Consider the following 18,955-nt stretch of genomic DNA (forward strand, 5'->3'; position numbering starts at 1 on the left):
GCTATTGGGCGGTGCCGCTCCAGCCTTCGCTGTCCGGGCCGCCGTCGGCTCCGTGCTCGCACAACTTCAGGGCGACCTCCGCGGCCGACTCGATGGCCTCGCTGGGGCTGGCCTTCCCCTTGGCCGCGGACAGCCCTGCCGCATAGCCCACCACCACCGCGCTGATCGGACCGGCGCCGTCGTTGACTGCCTCGGAGGATTCTTTGGCGAGTCGGCGAATCAGCGCGTGGTCAAGCTCCAGATCCAGGATCTGCAGCGCATGGGAGAGCCGGCGGCTCCATTGGGCCAGGGCCAGGTCTTCTTCATTGAGTTCGGTCACTGTGTCTCCTTCATTGCGGTCGTGGGGTCGCTCGGTATTGGCCGGCGGGGGCCGGCCTCACACGTCGATCGAATCCATGTGCGGGTAGCGTGCTCCCGCCGCCGCCCCGGCGGGGGCCAGCTCATCGAGCCGGCTGAGGTCCTGGGCAGAGAGCTCGACGTCGAGCGCACCCAGGTTTTCCTGGAGGCGTTCGCGCTTCTTGGTGCCGGGGATGGGGACGATGTGGTCACCCTGGGCGAGCAGCCAGGCCAGGGCCAGTTGTGCCGGGGTGCACTTCTTCTCATCAGCCAGTTCCTTCACCCGGTCCACCAGCTCGAGGTTCCGCGTGAAGTTCGAGCCTTGGAAGCGGGGAGAGTGGCGCCGGAAATCGTCCGGAGCGAAGTCCTCCGGCGTGCGCAGCTGGCCGGTCAGGAAGCCACGTCCCAGCGGGCTGTACGGCACAAATCCGATGCCCAGTTCCGCCAGCAGCGGGAAAACCTTGGCCTCCGGTTCGCGCTCCCACAGGGAATATTCCGTTTGCAGTGCGGTGATCGGGTGCACAGCGTGGGCGCGGCGAATGGTGTCGGCGCTGGCCTCGGAGAGGCCCAGATAGCGGACTTTACCCGCCTGGACCAGTTCCGCCATGGCACCCACCGTTTCCTCGATGGGCACGGTCTTGTCCACGCGGTGCTGGTAGTAGAGGTCGATGTGGTCCACCCCGAGGCGCTGCAGGCTCGCGTCGCAGGCAGCACGCACATATTCGGGACGGCCGTTGATGCCAACCCACGAGCCATCCTCACGGCGCTCATTGCCGAACTTGGTGGCGAGGACCACCTCGGCCCGGCGCCCGGCGATGGCCCGGCCCACGAGCTGCTCATTGGTGAAGGGGCCGTACATGTCGGCCGTGTCCAGCAGTGTTCCGCCCGCGTCCAGGAAGGCCTGGATGGTGGCGGCGGATTCGGTGTCATCGCCCGTGCCGTAGAACTCGCTCATGCCCATGCAGCCGAGTCCAAGGGCAGATACGGTCAAAGCGCCAAGCGTGCGGGTCTCCATGCTGGTCTCCTCATAGAAGAAGGGCGGGACTGGCGGTGTGGCTTCATCGGAAGATTGCCTAGTAAAGGCAGGACGCCACTATAGGCAGGTACGCTCGGCACCCACAACGGGTGGTCCCGTGAGGGTCGTCTCGCTTGTTTGTCAACGGGTCCAAAGTCCCGATGTTTTCGCCCCGCAGCTGAGACCCTAGGATCACTTGTGCTGCATTCGGCGTCACAGTCGGTCACGACACACGTTGTTAACGCCCATAGTCGCCTCCGGTTACAGTTCACTGGCAAAATGCTGAGTGATCACCTGCTCGAAAGGACAAATATGCCCACGGCTATTGCAGACACCACCACTGTTCGACTCAAATCAGTGCTCGACATCCTCGCGGAAAGCGTTCTGTCGGGCGAGACCCTCGGCGCGGGCGCGGTCCTGGCCCAGGCCACGGTCCGGGTACCGCTGAACGAGAAGGAAAGTGAGCTGCTCAGCGGAGGCATTCCCCGGGGACACAAGGCCCTGACCACCGCCACCAGCAAGCTCGTCAAGGCCGGCTGGCTCGTCAAGGGACGCAGCGGCTGGACCATCACCGAGGAGGGCCTCCGCGCCACGGTGGCATTCCCGGATGCTGACTCATTCGCCACCGCACTCGCGGAAGGAACTCCGGTTCCCGCGGACGTTCCCGTACCCACATCGCTTCCAGCCAAGGCTGCGGCCCCGAAGGCCGCTGCCGCAAAAGCTCCCAAGGCTGCACCGAAGAAAAAGGCGCCCTCCAAGGCAGCGAAGGTGGTCGAAAAGGCTGCCGAGCTGATCGAAGAGGCGGTTGCACCTGTGGCGAAGGCTGTGCGCACGCGCAAGGCTGCCGCCAAGCCGGCCCCCGGCGAGGAGACCCAGGCAGAGGTCCCCAGCGTGGAATCGATCGACCAGCCGGAAGCAGTCGCCATCGCCGGCGACTTCAACGTGCTGCTGGGAGCACCGGCAAACTGGGCGCCGCAGTACGACGAGGCCCAGATGAAGCTGGATGCAGTGGACCAGTTGTGGAAGCTCACCACGGACCTCCCGGCCGGGCACTACAGCTTCAAGATCGCGCTCAACCGCTCCTGGGATGAGAACTACGGTGCGTTCGGTGCATTTGATGGCGCCAACCACGAGCTCCACCACCCCGGCGGCCGGATCACGTTCAACTACGATCACCGGACCCGGGACATCACTCTGGTCTAACCCCCATTGTGCAGGGCCCCGCACAGAGCAGGGCATGCGGCTGTTCCTGTAGGCAGCTGACCCTGATCGGCCTAGAATCAGAGCCATCAGGGTCAGCTCCACTTAGGAGCGGTGCGGCATGGACACCGTTGAGATTTCAGGACTGCGAATCGGCTACCAGCGTGCGGGCCAGGGTCCTCCGCTGGTGCTCCTTCACGGTGCGTACGAGGACAGCCGCGTCTGGAGCCGGCAGCTGGAGGGTCTGTCCGGCGAGTTCACCGTCATAGCCTGGGACGCCCCGGGCTGCGGCCGCTCCGACGATCCTCCGCCGGACTTTTCCGGCCGTGAACTGGGTGACGCGCTCGCGGGCTTCCTCCGCGAGGTATCACCCCGGAAACCGCACGTCCTCGGACTGTCCTGGGGATCGGGCGTCGCCTTGGAGCTGTACCGGAGCCACCCGAACATGGCGGCTTCCCTGCTGCTTGTTTCGGCGTATGCCGGCTGGGCGGGCTCGCTACCGCCGGAGGAAGTCGAGCGCCGGTACGCGCAGATCCTGGCCGAGCTCGACCAGCCGCCCGAACAGTTCATCCCCGTCTGGATGCCCACGTTGTTCACGGCGCGCGCGGATCCCGCCGTCGTCCAAGAGGCGAGTGACATCATGGCCGACTTCCACCCCGCCGGCATGCGGGCACTGCTGAGCGCTAGCGGTCATGCCGATTATCGTGACGTGCTGCCTACCATCAGCGTTCCCACCCTGCTCCTCTACGGGGAGGAAGACGTGCGGTCGCCCCTGGCGGTGGCGCGTGACATGCACCGACAGATTCCCGGTTCAGAGCTCGTGGTGATTCCCGGCGTCGGACATATGGTGGCAGCGGAGACGCCGGAGGCGTTCAACAGCGAAGTGCGCCGGTTCCTGCACGGCATCGGCGATTGAGCCCGTCGAATTGAACCCGTCGAAAGATTGAGCCCGTCGAAATCCTAGAACCGTGTGGGGTCCGGATTTGGCGCAGGCGGCACCGGCGGCATGGGTCCCGGGTCGGGGATCGGCAGCGGACCTGGCGTCGGTGACGGCTCCGGTCCCGGATGCGGGCGGGGCTCCGTGGGGTCCGGCCTGCTGGGAGGGAACGGGTTGTCCGGGTCAGGCGGTCCGGTGGGCCCCGGTTCCGGCGGGAACGGATCCGGCTCCGGCAGCGGTGGAATAGTCATGATGCTCTCCTTGCCTTGCTGGTGGTGCTTCAGTTGTTGTGTTGCCGGCGGAAGACCTTCAGCTCCCAGGGGCGGAGCGTGATTTCAGCATGTGTCCCGGCTCCGTCGGACGGGTAGTTTCCCAGGATCAGCTCAGCCGGGTAGTGGCCAAGTTCAGGTTCATCCGCACCGGCTTCGGCATCGCCCCAGCCGCCGCCATCGAGTTCCACGGTCCGGTCTTCCCCGGAGAAGTTGCCCAGTACCAGCAGCTGCACACCCGGCGCCGCAGCAACACCGGCAGCCGCACCAGCCGCAGACCCCGGGAGTGACCGCCTGAAGGCGTACACGTGCTCGTCGTCCGGCAGCAGCATGCTGAAGTCACCCTCCGCCACCACGGGCTCGGCGTGGCGCAGGGCGATGACCTGGCGGTAAAAACTGAACACCGAGTCCGGGTTGTCTTCCTGTTCTGCGGCGTTGATGTGGCTGGTGTTCGGGTTGACGGCGATCCACGGCGCTCCCGTGGTGAACCCGCCATGCCGGGTGGCGTCCCACTGCACGGGCGTGCGGGCATTGTCCCGGTTCAGGGGCGCCAGGGCGGCCAGGACTTCGGCGTCGGTGTGGCCCAGGTGGGTGGTGGCTTCGCGGTGGTGGTTGAGCACCTCGATGTCGCGGTAGTCGCTGATGGCCCCAAAGCTCATGTTGGTCATGCCCAGTTCCTCGCCCTGGTACACATACGGGGTGCCTCGGTGCAGGTGCAGGACGCCGGCCAGCATCTTGGCGGACAGTTCGCGGTACTGCCCGTCGTCGCCGAAGCGGGACACGGCACGGGCCTGGTCGTGGTTGCCCCAGTAGAGGCTGTTCCAGCCGCGCCCGGCCAAGGCTTCCTGCCAGCGGCCAAGGGACTGTTTCAAGTCGGTGAGCCGCAGCTTCCTGGGCCGCCACTTGTTGCCGTCTTCCTGGTCCAGCGCCACGTGCTCGAACTGGAACACCATGTCCACCTCGCGCCGGGCAGGGTCTGTGAACAGGACGGCGTCCTCCACCGTGACGCCGGGCATCTCGCCCACGGTCAGCAGAGGCTTATCCCGGCCGGCGAAAACTTCGAGGTGCATTTCGTGCAGGAACTCGTGGATCCGGGGTCCGGACATGAAGTGCGGACTGCCGTCGCCAAACAGCATCCCTTCGGCCTTCGGCCCGTCCGGCAGGGACGTGTCCTTGGAGATGAAGTTGATGACGTCCATCCGGAAGCCGTCCACGCCGCGGTCCAGCCACCAGTTCATCATGTCGTAGACGGCTGCGCGGACCTCCGGGTTTTCCCAGTTCAAGTCCGGCTGCTTCCGGGAGAACAGGTGCAGGTAGTACTCGCCGGTGGCCTGGTCAAACTCCCAGGCCGGGCCGGAGAACGCGGATCCCCAGTTGTTGGGTTCTGCACCGCCGCCGCCTACGGGACTCTGCCTGGGCGGCCGCCACCAGTACCAGTCGCGCTTGGGGTTGTCCTTGGAGGAGCGGGATTCGATGAACCACGGGTGCTCGTCCGAGGTGTGGTTGACCACCAGGTCCATCACCAGTTTCATGCCCCGCGCGTGCAGCCCGTCGGTCAGCTGCTGCAGATCGGCCAGGCTGCCGAAGATGGGGTCCACGTCGCGGTAATTGCTGATGTCGTAGCCGTTGTCATCCTGCGGGGAGGTGTAGATGGGGGAGAGCCAGACGACGTCCACCCCCAGCTTCTGCAGGTAGTCCAGCTTGCTGATGATGCCCGGCAGGTCGCCTATGCCGTCGCCGTCGGAGTCCGCAAAGCTGCGCGGATAGATCTGGTAGACCACCGCTTTATGGAACCAGCCGGGGTCCGTGGTTGTCTCGTCATCGTTGTCCTCCGCAGCACTGACAGGGGGTTCCGTTGCGGGCTCCGCGTGGGTGGTCATGGCCTGGTCTCCTCAGTTGCTTGCGGCGGGTCTGATGATGGGGCTCGGTTTGATTATTGATCAGATCGGCCGGGCAGGAAAGGGCCTGATCCGGCAGCGGGGGAGCAGGGGAGAGCAGGGGATCCGGGGAAGCAGGCGGCGGCGCTAGTTTCGCGCGGAGAGCGTCTTGTCGCGGTCTTCGAAGACGTCCTCGCCGGGACCGGTAAACGCGCGGGACCGCTCGATGGCTTCAACAGAGCCGGTGAAGAGCTGGGAGTCCTGCGGGCCGGACTGCTGGCGGGCGTGCCCCTGATGCCCCTGGTCAAAGGACTCCACGGCGGGTTGCCGGGGCACGTCGCGGGAGGGAGCGGGGTGCACCGGCTCCCAACGCACGTGCGGCAACGACTCCGGATGGCCCTGCTGCAGGAAAGTCACCATGGCTTCGCGGATGAGGCAGCGCAGGTCGAAGAGCGCTGCGCTGTCCGCTGCGCTCACCAGGATCCGCACCCGGACGTAGCCGTTGGTGGCATCGGTGATCTGCAGGATTCCCACGCGGCCGTCCCATAGTTCCGTTCCGTCCAGCACCGTCCGGAGCTCGGTACGCATGTCCTCGATGGGAGCCCGCCAGTCGAGGTCGAATTCCACGGTGCCCATCACCTCGGACTGGCGGCGGGTCCAGTTCTCGAACGGCGTGGTGGTGAAGTACGTGGAAGGCAGGATCAGCCTGCGGTCATCCCAGATGTGGACCACCACGTAGGTCAGGGTGATCTCCTCGATCCGGCCCCACTCCTTCTGGACCACCACCACGTCGTCCACCCGGATCGCGTCGGTGAAGGCCAGCTGCATGCCGGCGAACACGTTCACCAGCGACGTCTGGGCGGCGAGGCCTGCCACGATGGAGATCACGCCCGCGGAGGCAAGCAGCCCTGCGCCGAGCGCCTGGATGGCGGGGAAGGTCAGCATCACGCTGCCTGCCGCCAGCACCACGATGAGGGCGACGCCGATCCGGCGAGCCAGGATCATCTGGGTCCGCAGGCGCCGGGCCCGGCGGTTGTCCGCCACGTCCACGCTGTAGCGGCTAAGGACCAGTGCCTCCACGATCAGCAGCACGGCGATGGCGAGCCAGGCCAGGGCGCCCATGAGGGCGATCAGCAGGAGATGGTCGACGGCGGACCGCCACCCGCCGTCGTCCGTGGTCAGCACCAGAGCGATTCGGACGCCGATCAGGCACAGTGCCAGCCGCAACGGAAGCCGCGCCACTCGGGAGGTGGCGTGGAGCTCGGGGCGGCGGCGGTTGAGCCGGAGGACTGTCTTACGGATCAGCCAGGAGAGGACCAGGCCTGCCGCTACTGCGAGCGCCGTGGCCAGGAAGGGCATTGCCGGGGTGAGGAATTCTTGCATTGGTTAAGCTCTATCAAGCTTCCGGGAACCGCTGAAATCCAGCCGGCCCTCGGCGCGCCGATAACATTTGGACATCGATTGGATTTATTGCTAGGGCGAAGCCGGGCGCCGGTCCACAATTGAGGAATTATTCGCGGTCTCATGAAATTCAGGAGAACAGATGCACCGCTCAGCACCCCCGGCCATCGCAGTTTCCGGGGCTCTCTGCCTCGCCTTCCTGCTGGTAGCCTGCGGCCCGCCGGCCTCGTCACCGTCGACGAGTTCCCCGGAGGCCGCCGCCACCTCCACGGCTTCCCCCACCTCCACCGCGTCGGCATCGCCGAGCGCCACTGCCTCAACCTCAGCCTCCTCGACCCCCGAGGCGGGCTGGAAGTCTTACACCACCGCCGACGGGCTGACGTTTGATTATCCGGAGGAGTGGAAGATCACCGATGCGGCCGGGGAAGCAGCTGCCGGCGGCGTGTTCGTGAAAATCACCAACGCCAACGGCAAGAACCTGGCGTCGCTCCGGACGAACATGGTCACAGGCTCCGAATGCACCGTGAAACAGCCGTTCGGCGTCTATGAGTCGCAGCCCCTTCCGGCACTGGAACAGAACGGCACCGTGCCGCGGTACACGTTCGAGACCCGGACGGACACCGCCGCCACGGATCCCAAGCTGATGACCGTGTTCGCGTACGGCATCACGACCGCGCCTGAACCCACCGGAGCGGAAGCGTGTCCCATCTTCCATTTCTTCAACTGGCCGCCCAGCGGGGCCATGTTCGGCGGCGTCTACGACCCCTTCGACACCACCCCCGGCAACGAGATGCATGTGGACACCCCCGAGGTATACATGGGCACGCAGGAGTACAAGAAAATCAAGCAGATGATCACCTCGCTGCGGCCCGCTTAGGGATCCAGGGCCAGCGGAAGAACGTTGCGCACCGCGGACAGTCCGCGGTGCGCAACGTTTTGGCGGCAGATTGGCCCCGCCCCGCGCAGGCCGCCACCCGCAGGGCCACAATTAATCCCCTCAGCTGTATGAGGAGGATTGCATGCGCCGATCAATGACGCCCGGCTATGGATCATCTGGACCGGCCCGTTCCCGTGCAACAGCTGCTGCGGGGGCCTGCCTCGCAGTGCTCCTGGCGGCCTGCGGGCCGTCCCCTGCTCCACCTGGCCCGGGGTCCGCGGCCGCAACTGAATCAAGCGATTCCGCAAGCGCCGCGTCGACCGGAACAGCGAGCGGAACCGCCGCCGGCACTGCCACCGCGTCGGCCACCGGTACGGCCGCCCCGCCAAGCGCGACGGCGGGCGCGCCGCCGGCGGAACCGGCGCCGTCGGGTACGTCCCCCAGCCGGTTGCCGTCGCCCACCGCCTCAGGCTGGAAGACGTTTACGACGGCGGACCGGGACCTGACGTTCGACTATCCGGGCGACTGGACCATCCAGGATCCGGCCGGGAAATCGCCGCTCGGCGGGGTGCGCGTGGAGGTGTTGAACGTGGCGGGGAAGCCGATGGCTGTCCTGGAAACCAGGATCGTGACCGGCTCGGAGTGCGTCCAGCAGTACCCGTTTGCGGTGCTGGACTCCGAACCCATGACAGCCCTGGCTGAGAAAGGCGTGCCGGACGAAAACGCGCCACGCTTCATGTTTGAGACCAGGGGAGACGCTTCGGCGCCGGCCCGGACGGCTGAAACCATCGCGGCCTACGGCATCACCATGATTCCGGAGGAAGTCGGGACGCTGGCGTGCCCCATCTTTCTGCTGTTCAGGTGGCCGCCCAGCGGCGCGATGTTCGGGGCAGGCTACGACCCCGCGAACAACAGCACCCCCGGGGACCCGTCGCTTCCGTACTGGGAGAAGGCGAAGTTGTACGTGGAGACCGGGGAGTACCGCAACATCCGGCGGATGATCACCTCGCTTCGGCCCGCGCGCTAAGGCGGCCCAGGCTTGCGGGGGCTCCTTGACTGGCCCCGTGCGCCCGAGCAGACTCGAATCAGGACTCGGTTCTATCAGTAGTCGGGGTTCTGATGTACGCACTGGGGAAGCAGCGGCTTGCGAACGCTGCAAAGGCTATGGCATCCGCCCTGGGTGAGCTGTGCGTGGCCGTCTGTCTGGTGCTCACGGTAGTACTGGGCCTGGGCGCCTGCACCCCGGGCCCGAATGCGGAGCCAACGTCGACCGGCACCACCCCGCGGCCATCAGCCGGGGGCGAACCTACTCGCAGCGTGGGGGAGCCCACGGGGTGGAAACCTGGAGCGGGGCCCGGTCCATTCCCGACCAAGTCGCCGAGCAAAGCGCAGTCTTCCGAGGGCGAAGCGTCAACGCCTCCGCCGCTCCCCACCTCGACCGCCTTCGAACGGGCCAGGCGGGCCAAGGAGATCCTGGCCGCCTGCATTCAGGGTGAGCTGACGTTCAGGCCGCCGTCGCCCATGCGCCAGGGCGAGACCAGGGAATTCGTCCTGCACGTCACGATGGGTGATCCCGGCGTGGACCACCAGCAGAACATCCCCGGAACCAACCCGGTGCAAACCCGTGCGCCGATTGTGTGCGAAGAGATGCGGGCTGACCTGTCGGGCCCGGGCATGACCATTGAACGGGCCGGAAACCCGAGCGGCGAAATGCTGGTCCCGGAACAGGGCGTGGCGGAGTGGCGCTGGTGGATTACGCCCTTGGACGCGGGACGGAAGACCCTGACCCTGCAACTGTTTGCCACCGCGGAGGACGGGCCGGACCTGAGCCTGGAGACGTTCCGGGAGGAGATCCAGGTAGACATTGAACTGGGCTATGTGCTGAACGCGCTGGTGAAGGACTGGGCGCAGCCGCTGGGCGTAACCATCCCGGTGCTCATCGGAGCCATTGGCGCCATCCTCGTGTGGTCGCGCTCCAGGCGCCGCAAAGCCAAGCATGCGGCCAACACAACCCCGGCAGGTTGAGCCTGTCCGGTAGGGAGCGAAACCGCTTGTCACCGCACTACATTGGAACCATGGCTGATGCTGCAGATCACGATGCGGGGCAGGACGTCCGCCTGCGGGCGCGCGTTGAAGGTGTGGTCCAGGCCGTCGGGTTCCGGTACTGGACCGTGCGGAAGGCTGAGGAACTCTCGCTGACCGGAACGGTGAGGAACGAGGACGACGGCACGGTCGCCGTCGTCGTCGAAGGTCCTCAATCGGTAGTGCTGGAGTTCCGCCGCTGGCTGGGGTCCGATGACGCGCCGGGGCGCGTGGACCACGTGGAGGAGTCGGTGTCGCCGGCGACGGGGGAGTTCAGCAGCTTCGACGTGGTGTACTGAGCCGGACGCCGGCGGCTGGGCCGGCGGCCGACCCTACGTGAGTCCTTCCCGCTGCAGGGCTTCGTCGTGCTCGGCGTGGGCCTGCCTGAGCAGGTCCATGAATTCGGTCTCGTCGCGGATGAGCCGCTTGTACTTTTCGGGAAGCTTCTTGAGTTCTGCTTCCTCGCGCACCATCTTGTTGAAGATCTCCTCGCGTTCGGCGATGCCCGTCTCGTAGTTCAGGTCCACGTACTCTGTGGCGTGCCGCTTGGCACCGGAGACCATGTTCTTCGCCTTGCCCTTGGGGCTGTAGATCGAGGCAAGGACGGTGACCACCAGGACGCCAATAATCACGGTCAGGGAGAGACCGGTGCTGATCTCGACGACGGTCACGTGTTCGCCGCCGTTGATGAACGGCAGGTTGTTTTCGTGCAGCGCATGGAGGATGAGCTTGACGCCGATGAAGCCGAGGATCGCGGCCAGGCCGTAGGAGAGGTAGATCAGGCGGTCCAATAGTTCATCGATGAGGAAGAACAGCTGGCGCAGGCCCATGAGGGAGAATGCCGTGGCGGTGAAGACGACGAAAACGTTCTGGGTCAGGCCGAAGATTGCCGGAATGGAGTCCAGTGCGAACAGGATGTCCGTCCCGCCGATGGCCACCATCACCAGCAGCATGGGGGTCAGGACGCGTTTTCCGTTTTCCACGGTGAAAAGCTTGTCGCCGTCGTAGTGCTGCGACGCCGGAAGGAACTTCCTGGCGAGCCGGACCACCAGGCCCTCGGAGTCGTCGTCGTGCGAATCCGGCTTGAGCAGGTTGCCGGCGGTGATCAGCAGGATGAGGCCGAAGATGTAGAAAACCCACGCGAAGCTGTTGATCAGGGCGGCGCCCAGGAAGATGAAGCCGGTGCGGGCGATCAGGGAAAAGACAATGCCGAACAGGAGTACCTTTTGCTGGTCTGCCCGGGGGACCTTGAAGCTGGCCATGATGATGAGGAATACGAAGAGGTTGTCCACGGACAGGGCCTTCTCCGTGACATAGCCGGCGAAGTATTCCGTGCCCATGGTGGGTCCGCCGAAGACCAGGACGCCGATTCCAAAGACGAGCGCGAGGCCCACGTAGATCGCCGACCACGTGGCCGACTCTTTGAGCTTGGGGGAGTGCGCCTTGCGGACGTGGAAAAAGAAGTCGAAGGCCAGCAGGCCCACGATGCCGACGATGGTCAGTATCCATACGTAAAGGGGGACCTGCATGCTGCGTGCCTTCCAGTCGGTGGGGTTGATAACAACCCTACCGGGCGGTTGTTGCCGGGCGGTTGTTGCCGGGCGGTGTCGGCTTACTGGGCGGTGTCGGCCCAGCCTTTGCCGGACGGGCCTCCGTCTGCTCCGTCCTCGCACAGCCGGAAAGCCACGGCGGCAGCCTGGGCGACAGCCGCAGCGGAATCCTCCTTGGAACCCCCGCTTCCGGTGGCTGTGCCTGTGGTGCCCGTGCTTCTCGCGCCGGCGGCGAGACCCGCAGCGTAGCCCACCATCAGCGCCGTGATCGGGGCCGCTGCGTGGGTGACGGACCGTGCGGATTCCCCGGCCAGGTCAAGGATCAGTTCGCGGTCGAAGTCGAGGTCGAGGAGCTGCAGAGCGTGGGCCAGCCGGTGGCTCCACTGGTCCAGGATCTGTGCTTCGTCGTCGGTGGCGGGCATGTTCGCTCCTCGGTCGGAAATAACGGCAGATGCCTCGAGGTTAGGCTGTAGCGAGAGACGCTATCAAGGAGTTCCCGATGACTGATGTGACTATCCGCCATAACCCGGACCGTGAGCGCTTTGAAGTGCTTGTTGCCGGCAACGTGATCGGTAAGGCCGCGTACAAGACGTACGACGCCGGCGTCTCGCCGCAGCGGATTTTCTACCACACAGTGATCAACGAGGAATACGGCGGCCAGGGGCTCGCAGGCAAGCTCGCCACCGTTGCCCTTGACGAGACCGTGGCCGCCGGGCTGGCCATTGTGCCGGTGTGCCCTTACATCAAGAAGTTCCTCACCAAGCACCCGGAGTACGCCGCCGGCACCGTAGCGACGACGCCGGCCCATCTGGAGTTCCTCAGCGCGGCGCTCGCGGCGCGCGCCCGGACTTAGCCGGCGCAGCGCCAGCGTTAGCCGGGGCTGGGCCCGCGCGGGTTGACCTGCCGTCAGGCAGAATGGGGGCGTGACCTCACCGAACGCAACCGTGAACCGTAAGTCGAAACTGAAGCCCTGGAGGCTGGGGAACCTGGTGGTGACCGCGCTGGTTCTCTGCCTCGGACCGGTTCTGATGGTCGTCGGCACACTGCAGATCAACGCGGACGACGAGTTGGTGCGGACCGGGAAACAGGTCCCTGGAACGATCACGGAATTCCACGACAGATCGAAGGCTTCCGACCGCAGGATGAAAGTGGAGTTCCAGACACCCGACGGTGCGGCCCAGTACGAGTGGGTTGCGGTGGACTTTGAACAGCACCCCGTAGTGGGCGAGGAGGTCACGGTGGCCTACCGGGAAGCCGACCCGGGTCAGGCAGCGGTGCTGGGGTTTGAAAGCGACGGCGTGTTCTTCAGGGGAGTCGGCACCGTCCTGACCTGTATTTTCGGCGGAATCGGAATCTTCCTGTTCATCTGTTACCTGCTGGGCGTCCGGAAGGACCGGAAGAAGCTCGCCGAACAGCAAGACGGAGGCGGCCACCGAAGTTAGGCTGAATGATGGACTTTCACATCCGCCAGGCCGCTCCCGAGGATGCCGAAGCCGTAGTGCTTATGCATACGCTGGCACACGAGGAGTGCTACGCGCACCAGTTGTCATCGGAGTTCTTCCGAACCCGCAGGGCCAGTATTCCCGAGCGCGTTGAACAGCGCCGACAATTCCTGGCGTCCCCCGACCCGAGGCTCATTGCCCTGGACGACAGCAATGAAGTGGTTGGGTTGGCCGACGCGGGCCCCGGCCTCGATGCAGACGGGCCAGAACCGTTGGAGGTGTATGCGATCTACATCCTCCGGCGCGCGTACGGCAGCGGCCTTGGTGCCGCCCTGCTGCAAGCCGCCGTCAGCGATTCACCGGCGTACCTCTGGGTGCTCGAGGACAATCCCCGGGCGCGGGCCTTCTACCTCAAACACGGCTTTCGGCCCGACGGTGCACGCAAACTGCTTCCACCCGAGTGGGAGGAGCTAGCCGTGATCCGGATGGTCCGGCCAGGCAGAACGTAGGCTAATCAGCAGCGTCCGGCACCGCGGTGTTCTCCGGCTCCCAACGCAGCAGGTCGCCGGGCTGGCACTCCAGCACCTCGCATAACGCCTCAAGGGTGGTGAAGCGTACCGCTTTGGCCCGGCCGTTCTTGAGTACGGCCAAGTTTGCGGGCGTGATCCCCACCCGGTCCGCGAGCGCACCGACGGGCATCTTGCGCTTGGCAAGCATCACGTCGATGTCCACGATGATCGGCATCAGATCACCTCGTCGAGTTCGTCCTGCAGGTGCGTGGCTTCGGCGTCGCGGGCCACCGCCTGCGCCAGCAGCATGCGCAGTATGACGACCACCAAGGCGACCCCGGCGATCAGCAAGCCGGCACCGCCAATCAGGAGGACGACCCCGGGAGCGACGGATTCGCCCGGGGCAAAGACGACGCCGAGAGCGAATGTGAGCAGTGATGCCGCGGCGATGGCGCCGGCCACCACATCCACGTAACGGAAAGCGGCGTGCGAGAACACCGTGCCCCGCCGCACCATTGTGAGCAGCCGCCAGACGCAGAGCATGGAGACCTCGACGGTCAGGATGCCCAGGAGAACTATCACGATGACCGGAACGCTGACGCTGGCGATATCCGGGCCCATGTCCTCGTTGAGGTCCCGGGCCAGCAGCGGCACCATCACCGCCTGCACGAACACGGAACCGGTAATTCCCATCGCGAGGACAATCCGCAGCGCGAGGACGGTCAGCTTTCCCATCAAGTCTCCTAGGGTGTCGAATAACAGCTAAAGAGTATCGATAATCGATAGCTTGAGCAAGGCGTGCACGGCTAATGCCGCTGCCGCCGGAAAAGTGGGCCGCCGGAGCAGTGGCCGTGGTAGCCTGCCGACGATGGCTGTGGACCCTGCCCTGCTCGACTGGCTGCTTGACTCCGACCCGGCGCTGCGCTGGCAGGTGGAGCGCGACGTTGCGGGCGCCCCGCGTGAAGTGTGGGGCGCCACCCGGGCGCGGCTTGCGACGGAAGGATTCGCGGCGCGGCTGCTTGCGCTGCAGGATCCCGACGGGCAGTGGGCGGGTGGAGCGTTCTTCCCTGGCGACTTCGACTTTCATGGTCCCGAGGCTGCCCCTGATGCCGGGCAGCCGTGGACCGCAACGACGTGGACGCTCAATGCTCTCCGCGACTGGGGCCTCGATGCGGCCGTCCTTGCAGATACGGCCGGGCTCCTCGCCGCGAACAGCCGCTGGGAGTACGGCAACCTGCCCTACTGGGGCGGCGAGGTGGACTGTTGCATCAACGCCTACACACTTGCCAACGGGGCGTGGCTCGGCGCGGACGTCACCGGAATTGCCCGGTGGTTCCTGGACCACCGTATGGCCGACGGCGGCTGGAACTGCGAGTGGGTGGATGGCTCCACCCGTTCGTCATTCCATTCCACGCTCAACTCCCTTAAGGGGCTGCTCTACTACGAAGCCGCCACCGGCGGAAGCGACGGGCTGCGCGCCGCACGCCGGGCCGGGGAGGAGTACCTGTTGCAGCGCCGGCTGCTCCGCACCCTTTCCACTGGAGAGCTTGTGGGGCCGTGGGTGACGCATTTCTCGTACCCCTTCCGCTCGTTCTACAGCGCGCTCAACGCGGCGGACTACTTCCGGGCGGCCACCCTGTACGATGCCGCCCTGCCCGACGGTGCCCGGCCGGATCCGCGGCTGGCGGATGCGATCGGGGTGATCAGAGCCGCCCGCCGCCCTGACGGCACCTGGCTGCAGGAACGCCGCCACGCTGGCCGGGTGTGGTTCGAAGTCGACGTGGCCCCTGGCGAGCCGTCCAAATGGCTGACCTTCTTCGGCACCCGCGTGCTCGCGTGGTGGGACGGGACAAGCCACGGGTCATAGCAGGCGGCGCTTGAGGGCCGGAAGTTGGGCCTCAGCTGTCCGTTCGCGCTCACCGGCTGACCCGGATGCAGGACCACCGGCCTATATCGCCCGGGAGTCCTGATGGGTACCGTGGCCTCATGCAGAAGATTTCGATCGAAGCCCTAGCCCGGCAGCAGCTCGCCGCGGCGCTTGCAGCGAACAACGGGCGTGCTGCCGACACCGTATACGGCGGGCACGAGAAAGTGCTCCGCCAGACCGTCATGGCGCTCAAAGCCGGCACCCAGCTGAGCGAGCACCAGAACCCCGGCGACGCCACAGTCTTTGTGCTCCAGGGCAGCCTCCGGTTGCGGGCCGGCGACAACTCGTGGGACGGCCGGCCGGGTGACCTGTTGATCGTCCCGGACGGCCTCCACAGCCTGGAAGCGGAAGAGGACTCGACGTTCCTGTTTACCGTGGCGAAGGGCGCGAAGCAGGGCTGACGTCGTCGCAGCCCTCTCCAGGCCCCACTGGCGGCCGTAACCAAGTTCGGACTCCCGTGCCGATGTAGGCGAGACTGTTTCCGTGAGCAACAAACCCCGGACAGCCCTCGCCGTTGCCGGCCTCAGCCTCGGCACGTCGCTGAACCCGCTGAATTCGTCCATGATCGCCGTCGCCCTTGTGGTGCTTCGCGCTGATTTCGGGCTCGACGTCGCCACCGTCACCTGGGTGATCACCGCCTTTTACCTCACCTCCGCCGCGGGCCAGCCGCTGATGGGCCGGCTGGCTGACCGCTTCGGGCCACGGCGCCTTTTCAGCTTCGGGATGGCCCTCGTCGCGGTAACGTGCGCGCTGGCTCCGTTCGCTCCGAACTTCGCCCTGCTCTGCGTCGCCCGGGCCCTCATGGCCCTCGGCACGGCCACCGCGTACCCGAGTGCCGTCGTGATCGTCGGGGCGCTGGACCGCGCCACGAAGGTGAAGTCCACCCGGCCGCTGGGCCGGATCCAGATGGCCAACACCTCCGCGGCGGCGGTGGGGCCGGTGGTGGGCGGCCTGCTAGTGAGCCTGGTCGGCTGGCAGGCGCTGTTCCTGATCAATGTCCCCTTGTCCCTCGCGGCGCTCCTCATCGTCCGGAAATTCGCCCCGGTGGACGAGGACCGCGAACGCGGCAGCGCCTCGGAGTTGCTGCGCGATTCGGACATTCCCGGCATCATTGGCTTCGTCGGATCGCTGACGCTGGTCATGATGGCGCTGCTGAACGTCCTGCCGGGCGCGCGCTGGTGGCTGCTGGCCGGCGGCACGGTGCTGGCCGCCTTCTTCGTCTGGCGTGAATTGAAATTCAGCCCGCCGTTCCTGGACCTGCGGCTGCTCGGACGGAACCGGCCGCTGCTGCTGGTCTACCTGGGCTTTGCAGTGTTCAACGGCATCTACTATTTCGCGTTCTTCGGCCTGCCCCAGCTGCTGCAGGAAGCGGCCGGCTACGATCCCGGCGTCGTGGGCCTACTGATGCTGCCGCTGGCAGCAATGTCCGTGATCGCGACGCCGTTCGCGGTCCGCGCGATCGATCGCTTCCGTGTGCGGCGGGTACTGATTGCCGGGGTGCTGTTCCTGGTGGCCGCCGCGGCGGCCATGTGGCTGCTGACCGCTTCCTTCGCTATCCCGCTGGTGCTGGCGCTCACCGCGCTGATGGGCATTCCGTGGAGCGTGGTGAGCATCGCGTCCAGCCAGGGCATGTACATTTCCACCCAGCCGCACGAGCGCGGGGTGGCCGCCGGCATCTTCCAGACCTGCCGGTACCTGGGCGCCATCACGGCCACAGTTATGATCGGCATTTTCTACGGCAGCGGCGTGAACCAGGCCAACTGGGGCCTAATGGTGCTCACCATGCTGGTGCTCGGCGCGGTGGCTTTGGGCGTGACGCTGCTGTGGCGCGAGCGGAAGTGAGCCGAGGGGCGAAGCCCAAAAAGGCCGCGTGGGGCACCATCCGCACCCTGATTTCGTTGTTTTCATGGCTTATTGACACCCGGATTCCGCCGGAATAACCTCTGCCTTATCGGGGCATTCCGCTCCGTTTCCTAAGTATTTTCGGCGCCGAATCCGGGCCGCTTCTGCTGGGCGACGGCGCCAGCGAGGAGGGTCCCATGTCATGGGAAATTTCCGGAACATACGTTGGTAGCTGCACTTGCCAGTTAATTTGTCCGTGCCCAGTGGACGGCCTGCCCACCGGTCCCGACGGCGAGTGCCGTGGCCTGAACGTCTTCCACATCGCGAGCGGGAAGATGGACGACACGGACCTCTCCGGTGTCGACTTCGCTTTCGCAAACTGGTTCCCGTCCCATCTGACCGCAGGCGGCTGGAAGGTGGGGGCCGTTGTAGACGACGCCGCTTCGGACGCACAGGTGCGCGCCCTCGGGAGCATCCTCCGGGGCGAGGCCGGCGGGCCGTTCGGTGACCTGGCGGCGCTGTATGGCGAATGGCTGGGCCTGGAACGCGCGGGGGTCAAGTTTTCCGGCGGCGATACCCCGGCCGGCTCCGTGGCGGACCGCGTGGTCATTACATTCGAGCCTTTGCCCGGACCCGACGGCGGCGTGACCACTGTGAAAAATGCAATGTACGGTTTCGCGCCCGAATTCCAGATAGGAAAGGGGACGGGACACCCGGATCTCTTTGGCCTGGCCTTCGACGGCGTGTACGGCGAGACGTCCGATTTCAGCTTCGCCAGTGAAATGGCGGAGGGTGCCCCCAAGGGCCGCGGCTGAGGCCGGCCCGATGTATCACCGGAAGATGGCCAGGAGCCGGGGCATGCAGGGAGTCGGGCACGCCCGCTCCCGGGCCGCCGCGGCTCCGCGGATCGACCCGCGGGAAGCCGGCCTCGTCGCCGTCCTCCTGCTCCTCGCTGCGGCGAGTTGGATTGTCACCTCAACCCAGCTGAACGGCATGGATATGGGCCGCTGGACGGATCCTGGTCCGCTGGGGTTTTTCGTCGCCACGTGGGTGGTCATGCTGGCGGCCATGATGTTCCCGTCCGTCGCACCCATGGTGGTGGCCTATGACCGGATCCTGCGGCACCGCCGCACCACGGGACGGTACGCGCCCGCCGGAGCCACCGCCGTGTTTGTGGCAGGTTACCTGATTTCGTGGACGGCCTTTGGGCTGGTGGCCTACTCGCTGTACATGTCGGTCGCGTCGCTGGCTCCGGGGCTCTTCGGTTCGGACCAGGGCGGACGCTACCTCGCAGTCGGCGTGATCCTGCTGGCTTCCGTCTATCAGCTGACGCCCGCCAAGAACGTCAGCCTGATGAAGTGCCGGACGCCCATGGACTTCGTCCTGCACCGCATGCGGCCCGGGTACCGGGGAGCGCTGGTCATGGGAATGGAGCACGGCGCCTGGTGCGTGGCCTGCTGCTGGGCGCTGATGGTGGCGCTGTTCGCGCTCGGGGTGATGAGCGTCGGCTGGATGGCGCTGATCGGGGCCTTCATCGCCGGAGAGAAGATGCTGCCTTGGAAGCGGCTCGCCAACCGTTCCGTTGCGGTGGCACTGGCCGTGATTGGGGTGGCGGTGGCATTTTCGCCGGCAGTGATGGGCGGGATGGCGATGTAAGTGGCCGTACGCGCACCCAGGGGCGGGCGGCGACA

23 protein-coding genes are annotated in these 18,955 nt (G+C 66.0%); 14 read left to right on the plus strand and 9 right to left on the minus strand.

The window, feature by feature from the left end; all coding sequences use genetic code 11:
• Position 1: 1 nt before the first annotated feature.
• Together ARTH_RS04645 and ARTH_RS04650 are read right to left on the minus strand one after the other, a co-directional pair.
• On the minus strand, positions 2 to 319 hold the full coding sequence (locus ARTH_RS04645) for a DUF6457 domain-containing protein (RefSeq protein ID WP_011690773.1): 318 nt from the start codon (positions 317 to 319) through the stop codon (positions 2 to 4).
• A 57-nt stretch (positions 320 to 376) separates the two neighbouring features.
• Positions 377 to 1,351 (minus strand): aldo/keto reductase, encoded by a 975-nt coding sequence (locus ARTH_RS04650; RefSeq protein WP_011690774.1) that lies wholly within the window; start codon positions 1,349 to 1,351, stop codon positions 377 to 379.
• Between the two features lie 312 nt (positions 1,352 to 1,663).
• On the opposite strand from ARTH_RS04650, the gene ARTH_RS04655 reads away from it, so the two are divergent.
• Together ARTH_RS04655 and ARTH_RS04660 are read left to right on the plus strand one after the other, a co-directional pair.
• Positions 1,664 to 2,554, plus strand: a complete 891-nt coding sequence (locus ARTH_RS04655; RefSeq protein ID WP_011690775.1) for a pullulanase X25 domain-containing protein — start codon at positions 1,664 to 1,666, stop codon at positions 2,552 to 2,554.
• Between the two features lie 118 nt (positions 2,555 to 2,672).
• On the plus strand, positions 2,673 to 3,467 hold the full coding sequence (locus tag ARTH_RS04660; RefSeq protein WP_011690776.1) for an alpha/beta fold hydrolase: 795 nt from the start codon (positions 2,673 to 2,675) through the stop codon (positions 3,465 to 3,467).
• A gap of 301 nt (positions 3,468 to 3,768) precedes the next feature.
• On the opposite strand, the gene ARTH_RS04665 is transcribed toward ARTH_RS04660, so the two are convergent.
• Both ARTH_RS04665 and ARTH_RS04670 read right to left on the minus strand, forming a co-directional pair.
• A complete protein-coding gene (locus ARTH_RS04665) occupies positions 3,769 to 5,637 on the minus strand; it encodes an alpha-glucosidase (protein ID WP_011690777.1) in 1,869 nt (622 codons plus the stop codon).
• A gap of 144 nt (positions 5,638 to 5,781) precedes the next feature.
• Entirely contained in the window at positions 5,782 to 7,017 is a 1,236-nt protein-coding gene (locus ARTH_RS04670) for a mechanosensitive ion channel family protein (RefSeq protein ID WP_011690778.1), read from the minus strand.
• 160 nt (positions 7,018 to 7,177) lie between these two features.
• Between ARTH_RS04670 and ARTH_RS04675 the strand changes: the two genes are divergently transcribed.
• Positions 7,178 to 7,912: a hypothetical protein gene (locus ARTH_RS04675; protein WP_011690779.1), complete on the plus strand. Its 735-nt coding sequence runs from the start codon at positions 7,178 to 7,180 to the stop codon at positions 7,910 to 7,912.
• Positions 7,913 to 8,077: 165 nt separating this feature from the next.
• On the opposite strand, the gene ARTH_RS24185 is transcribed toward ARTH_RS04675, so the two are convergent.
• On the minus strand, positions 8,078 to 8,374 hold the full coding sequence (locus tag ARTH_RS24185) for a hypothetical protein (RefSeq protein ID WP_232223579.1): 297 nt from the start codon (positions 8,372 to 8,374) through the stop codon (positions 8,078 to 8,080).
• Between ARTH_RS24185 and ARTH_RS04680 the strand changes: the two genes are divergently transcribed.
• The 3 genes from ARTH_RS04680 to ARTH_RS04690 all read left to right on the plus strand — a co-directional run bounded on the left by ARTH_RS04680 (position 8,361) and on the right by ARTH_RS04690 (position 10,293).
• The gene (locus ARTH_RS04680) at positions 8,361 to 8,939 is read left to right on the plus strand and encodes a hypothetical protein (protein WP_232223580.1); all 579 of its coding nucleotides are present in this window, start codon (positions 8,361 to 8,363) and stop codon (positions 8,937 to 8,939) included. The two genes, ARTH_RS24185 and ARTH_RS04680, sit on opposite strands and share 14 nt — an antisense overlap.
• A gap of 137 nt (positions 8,940 to 9,076) precedes the next feature.
• Complete coding sequence (locus ARTH_RS04685) at positions 9,077 to 9,937, plus strand: hypothetical protein (RefSeq protein WP_156810613.1); 861 nt, start codon at positions 9,077 to 9,079, stop codon at positions 9,935 to 9,937.
• Between the two features lie 50 nt (positions 9,938 to 9,987).
• A complete protein-coding gene (locus ARTH_RS04690) occupies positions 9,988 to 10,293 on the plus strand; it encodes an acylphosphatase (RefSeq protein WP_043429436.1) in 306 nt (101 codons plus the stop codon).
• A gap of 33 nt (positions 10,294 to 10,326) precedes the next feature.
• Here ARTH_RS04690 and ARTH_RS04695 read toward each other — a convergent pair whose 3' ends face one another.
• Positions 10,327 to 11,523: a TerC family protein gene (locus ARTH_RS04695; RefSeq protein WP_011690783.1), complete on the minus strand. Its 1,197-nt coding sequence runs from the start codon at positions 11,521 to 11,523 to the stop codon at positions 10,327 to 10,329.
• Positions 11,524 to 11,606: 83 nt separating this feature from the next.
• The gene (locus ARTH_RS04700) at positions 11,607 to 11,966 is read right to left on the minus strand and encodes a DUF6457 domain-containing protein (protein WP_011690784.1); all 360 of its coding nucleotides are present in this window, start codon (positions 11,964 to 11,966) and stop codon (positions 11,607 to 11,609) included.
• A 77-nt stretch (positions 11,967 to 12,043) separates the two neighbouring features.
• Between ARTH_RS04700 and ARTH_RS04705 the strand changes: the two genes are divergently transcribed.
• From ARTH_RS04705 to ARTH_RS04715, 3 genes are all read left to right on the plus strand, one after another.
• Positions 12,044 to 12,397, plus strand: coding sequence for a GNAT family N-acetyltransferase (locus ARTH_RS04705; RefSeq protein ID WP_011690785.1), 354 nt, complete (start codon positions 12,044 to 12,046; stop codon positions 12,395 to 12,397).
• Positions 12,398 to 12,467: 70 nt separating this feature from the next.
• The gene (locus ARTH_RS04710; protein WP_011690786.1) at positions 12,468 to 12,986 is read left to right on the plus strand and encodes a DUF3592 domain-containing protein; all 519 of its coding nucleotides are present in this window, start codon (positions 12,468 to 12,470) and stop codon (positions 12,984 to 12,986) included.
• A gap of 5 nt (positions 12,987 to 12,991) precedes the next feature.
• Complete coding sequence (locus tag ARTH_RS04715; protein ID WP_011690787.1) at positions 12,992 to 13,495, plus strand: GNAT family N-acetyltransferase; 504 nt, start codon at positions 12,992 to 12,994, stop codon at positions 13,493 to 13,495.
• 1 nt (position 13,496) lies between these two features.
• Here the strand turns inward: ARTH_RS04715 and ARTH_RS04720 are convergent, their stop codons facing one another.
• The gene (locus tag ARTH_RS04720; RefSeq protein ID WP_011690788.1) at positions 13,497 to 13,730 is read right to left on the minus strand and encodes a helix-turn-helix domain-containing protein; all 234 of its coding nucleotides are present in this window, start codon (positions 13,728 to 13,730) and stop codon (positions 13,497 to 13,499) included.
• Positions 13,730 to 14,230 carry a DUF2975 domain-containing protein gene (locus ARTH_RS04725; RefSeq protein ID WP_011690789.1) on the minus strand — a complete coding sequence of 167 codons (501 nt, stop codon included), beginning with the start codon at positions 14,228 to 14,230 and terminating at the stop codon, positions 13,730 to 13,732. Before ARTH_RS04725 ends, ARTH_RS04720 begins: the two co-directional genes overlap by 1 nt.
• Before the next feature lie 133 nt (positions 14,231 to 14,363).
• Here ARTH_RS04725 and ARTH_RS04730 point away from each other — a divergent pair, with 133 nt between their 5' ends.
• The 5 genes from ARTH_RS04730 to ARTH_RS04750 all read left to right on the plus strand — a co-directional run bounded on the left by ARTH_RS04730 (position 14,364) and on the right by ARTH_RS04750 (position 18,920).
• Positions 14,364 to 15,362 (plus strand): hypothetical protein, encoded by a 999-nt coding sequence (locus tag ARTH_RS04730; protein ID WP_011690790.1) that lies wholly within the window; start codon positions 14,364 to 14,366, stop codon positions 15,360 to 15,362.
• A 119-nt stretch (positions 15,363 to 15,481) separates the two neighbouring features.
• The gene (locus ARTH_RS04735; protein ID WP_011690791.1) at positions 15,482 to 15,823 is read left to right on the plus strand and encodes a cupin domain-containing protein; all 342 of its coding nucleotides are present in this window, start codon (positions 15,482 to 15,484) and stop codon (positions 15,821 to 15,823) included.
• A gap of 82 nt (positions 15,824 to 15,905) precedes the next feature.
• Positions 15,906 to 17,264 carry an MFS transporter gene (locus ARTH_RS04740; RefSeq protein WP_011690792.1) on the plus strand — a complete coding sequence of 453 codons (1,359 nt, stop codon included), beginning with the start codon at positions 15,906 to 15,908 and terminating at the stop codon, positions 17,262 to 17,264.
• Positions 17,265 to 17,461: 197 nt separating this feature from the next.
• Positions 17,462 to 18,079 carry a DUF1326 domain-containing protein gene (locus tag ARTH_RS04745; RefSeq protein WP_011690793.1) on the plus strand — a complete coding sequence of 206 codons (618 nt, stop codon included), beginning with the start codon at positions 17,462 to 17,464 and terminating at the stop codon, positions 18,077 to 18,079.
• 43 nt (positions 18,080 to 18,122) lie between these two features.
• On the plus strand, positions 18,123 to 18,920 hold the full coding sequence (locus ARTH_RS04750) for a DUF2182 domain-containing protein (RefSeq protein WP_071067490.1): 798 nt from the start codon (positions 18,123 to 18,125) through the stop codon (positions 18,918 to 18,920).
• Positions 18,921 to 18,955 lie beyond the last annotated feature (35 nt).

The sequence above is a fragment of the Arthrobacter sp. FB24 genome, from assembly GCF_000196235.1.
Taxonomy (GTDB): Bacteria; Actinomycetota; Actinomycetes; order Actinomycetales; family Micrococcaceae; genus Arthrobacter.

Excerpts from the sequence above, each read along its gene's own strand:
- ARTH_RS04670 (WP_011690778.1), bottom strand. The coding sequence starts at position 7,017 with ATGCAAGAATTCCTCACCCCGGCAATGCCCTTCCTGGCCACGGCGCTC.
- ARTH_RS04650 (WP_011690774.1), bottom strand. The coding sequence starts at position 1,351 with ATGGAGACCCGCACGCTTGGCGCTTTGACCGTATCTGCCCTTGGACTC.
- ARTH_RS04695 (WP_011690783.1), bottom strand. The coding sequence starts at position 11,523 with ATGCAGGTCCCCCTTTACGTATGGATACTGACCATCGTCGGCATCGTG.
- ARTH_RS04745 (WP_011690793.1), top strand. The coding sequence starts at position 17,462 with ATGTCATGGGAAATTTCCGGAACATACGTTGGTAGCTGCACTTGCCAG.
- ARTH_RS04655 (WP_011690775.1), top strand. The coding sequence starts at position 1,664 with ATGCCCACGGCTATTGCAGACACCACCACTGTTCGACTCAAATCAGTG.
- ARTH_RS04690 (WP_043429436.1), top strand. The coding sequence starts at position 9,988 with ATGGCTGATGCTGCAGATCACGATGCGGGGCAGGACGTCCGCCTGCGG.
- ARTH_RS04750 (WP_071067490.1), top strand. The coding sequence starts at position 18,123 with ATGCAGGGAGTCGGGCACGCCCGCTCCCGGGCCGCCGCGGCTCCGCGG.
- ARTH_RS04715 (WP_011690787.1), top strand. The coding sequence starts at position 12,992 with ATGATGGACTTTCACATCCGCCAGGCCGCTCCCGAGGATGCCGAAGCC.
- ARTH_RS04705 (WP_011690785.1), top strand. The coding sequence starts at position 12,044 with ATGACTGATGTGACTATCCGCCATAACCCGGACCGTGAGCGCTTTGAA.
- ARTH_RS04720 (WP_011690788.1), bottom strand. The coding sequence starts at position 13,730 with ATGCCGATCATCGTGGACATCGACGTGATGCTTGCCAAGCGCAAGATG.
- ARTH_RS04735 (WP_011690791.1), top strand. The coding sequence starts at position 15,482 with ATGCAGAAGATTTCGATCGAAGCCCTAGCCCGGCAGCAGCTCGCCGCG.
- ARTH_RS04700 (WP_011690784.1), bottom strand. The coding sequence starts at position 11,966 with ATGCCCGCCACCGACGACGAAGCACAGATCCTGGACCAGTGGAGCCAC.
- ARTH_RS04660 (WP_011690776.1), top strand. The coding sequence starts at position 2,673 with ATGGACACCGTTGAGATTTCAGGACTGCGAATCGGCTACCAGCGTGCG.
- ARTH_RS04725 (WP_011690789.1), bottom strand. The coding sequence starts at position 14,230 with ATGGGAAAGCTGACCGTCCTCGCGCTGCGGATTGTCCTCGCGATGGGA.
- ARTH_RS04685 (WP_156810613.1), top strand. The coding sequence starts at position 9,077 with ATGGCATCCGCCCTGGGTGAGCTGTGCGTGGCCGTCTGTCTGGTGCTC.
- ARTH_RS04665 (WP_011690777.1), bottom strand. The coding sequence starts at position 5,637 with ATGACCACCCACGCGGAGCCCGCAACGGAACCCCCTGTCAGTGCTGCG.
- ARTH_RS04730 (WP_011690790.1), top strand. The coding sequence starts at position 14,364 with ATGGCTGTGGACCCTGCCCTGCTCGACTGGCTGCTTGACTCCGACCCG.
- ARTH_RS04675 (WP_011690779.1), top strand. The coding sequence starts at position 7,178 with ATGCACCGCTCAGCACCCCCGGCCATCGCAGTTTCCGGGGCTCTCTGC.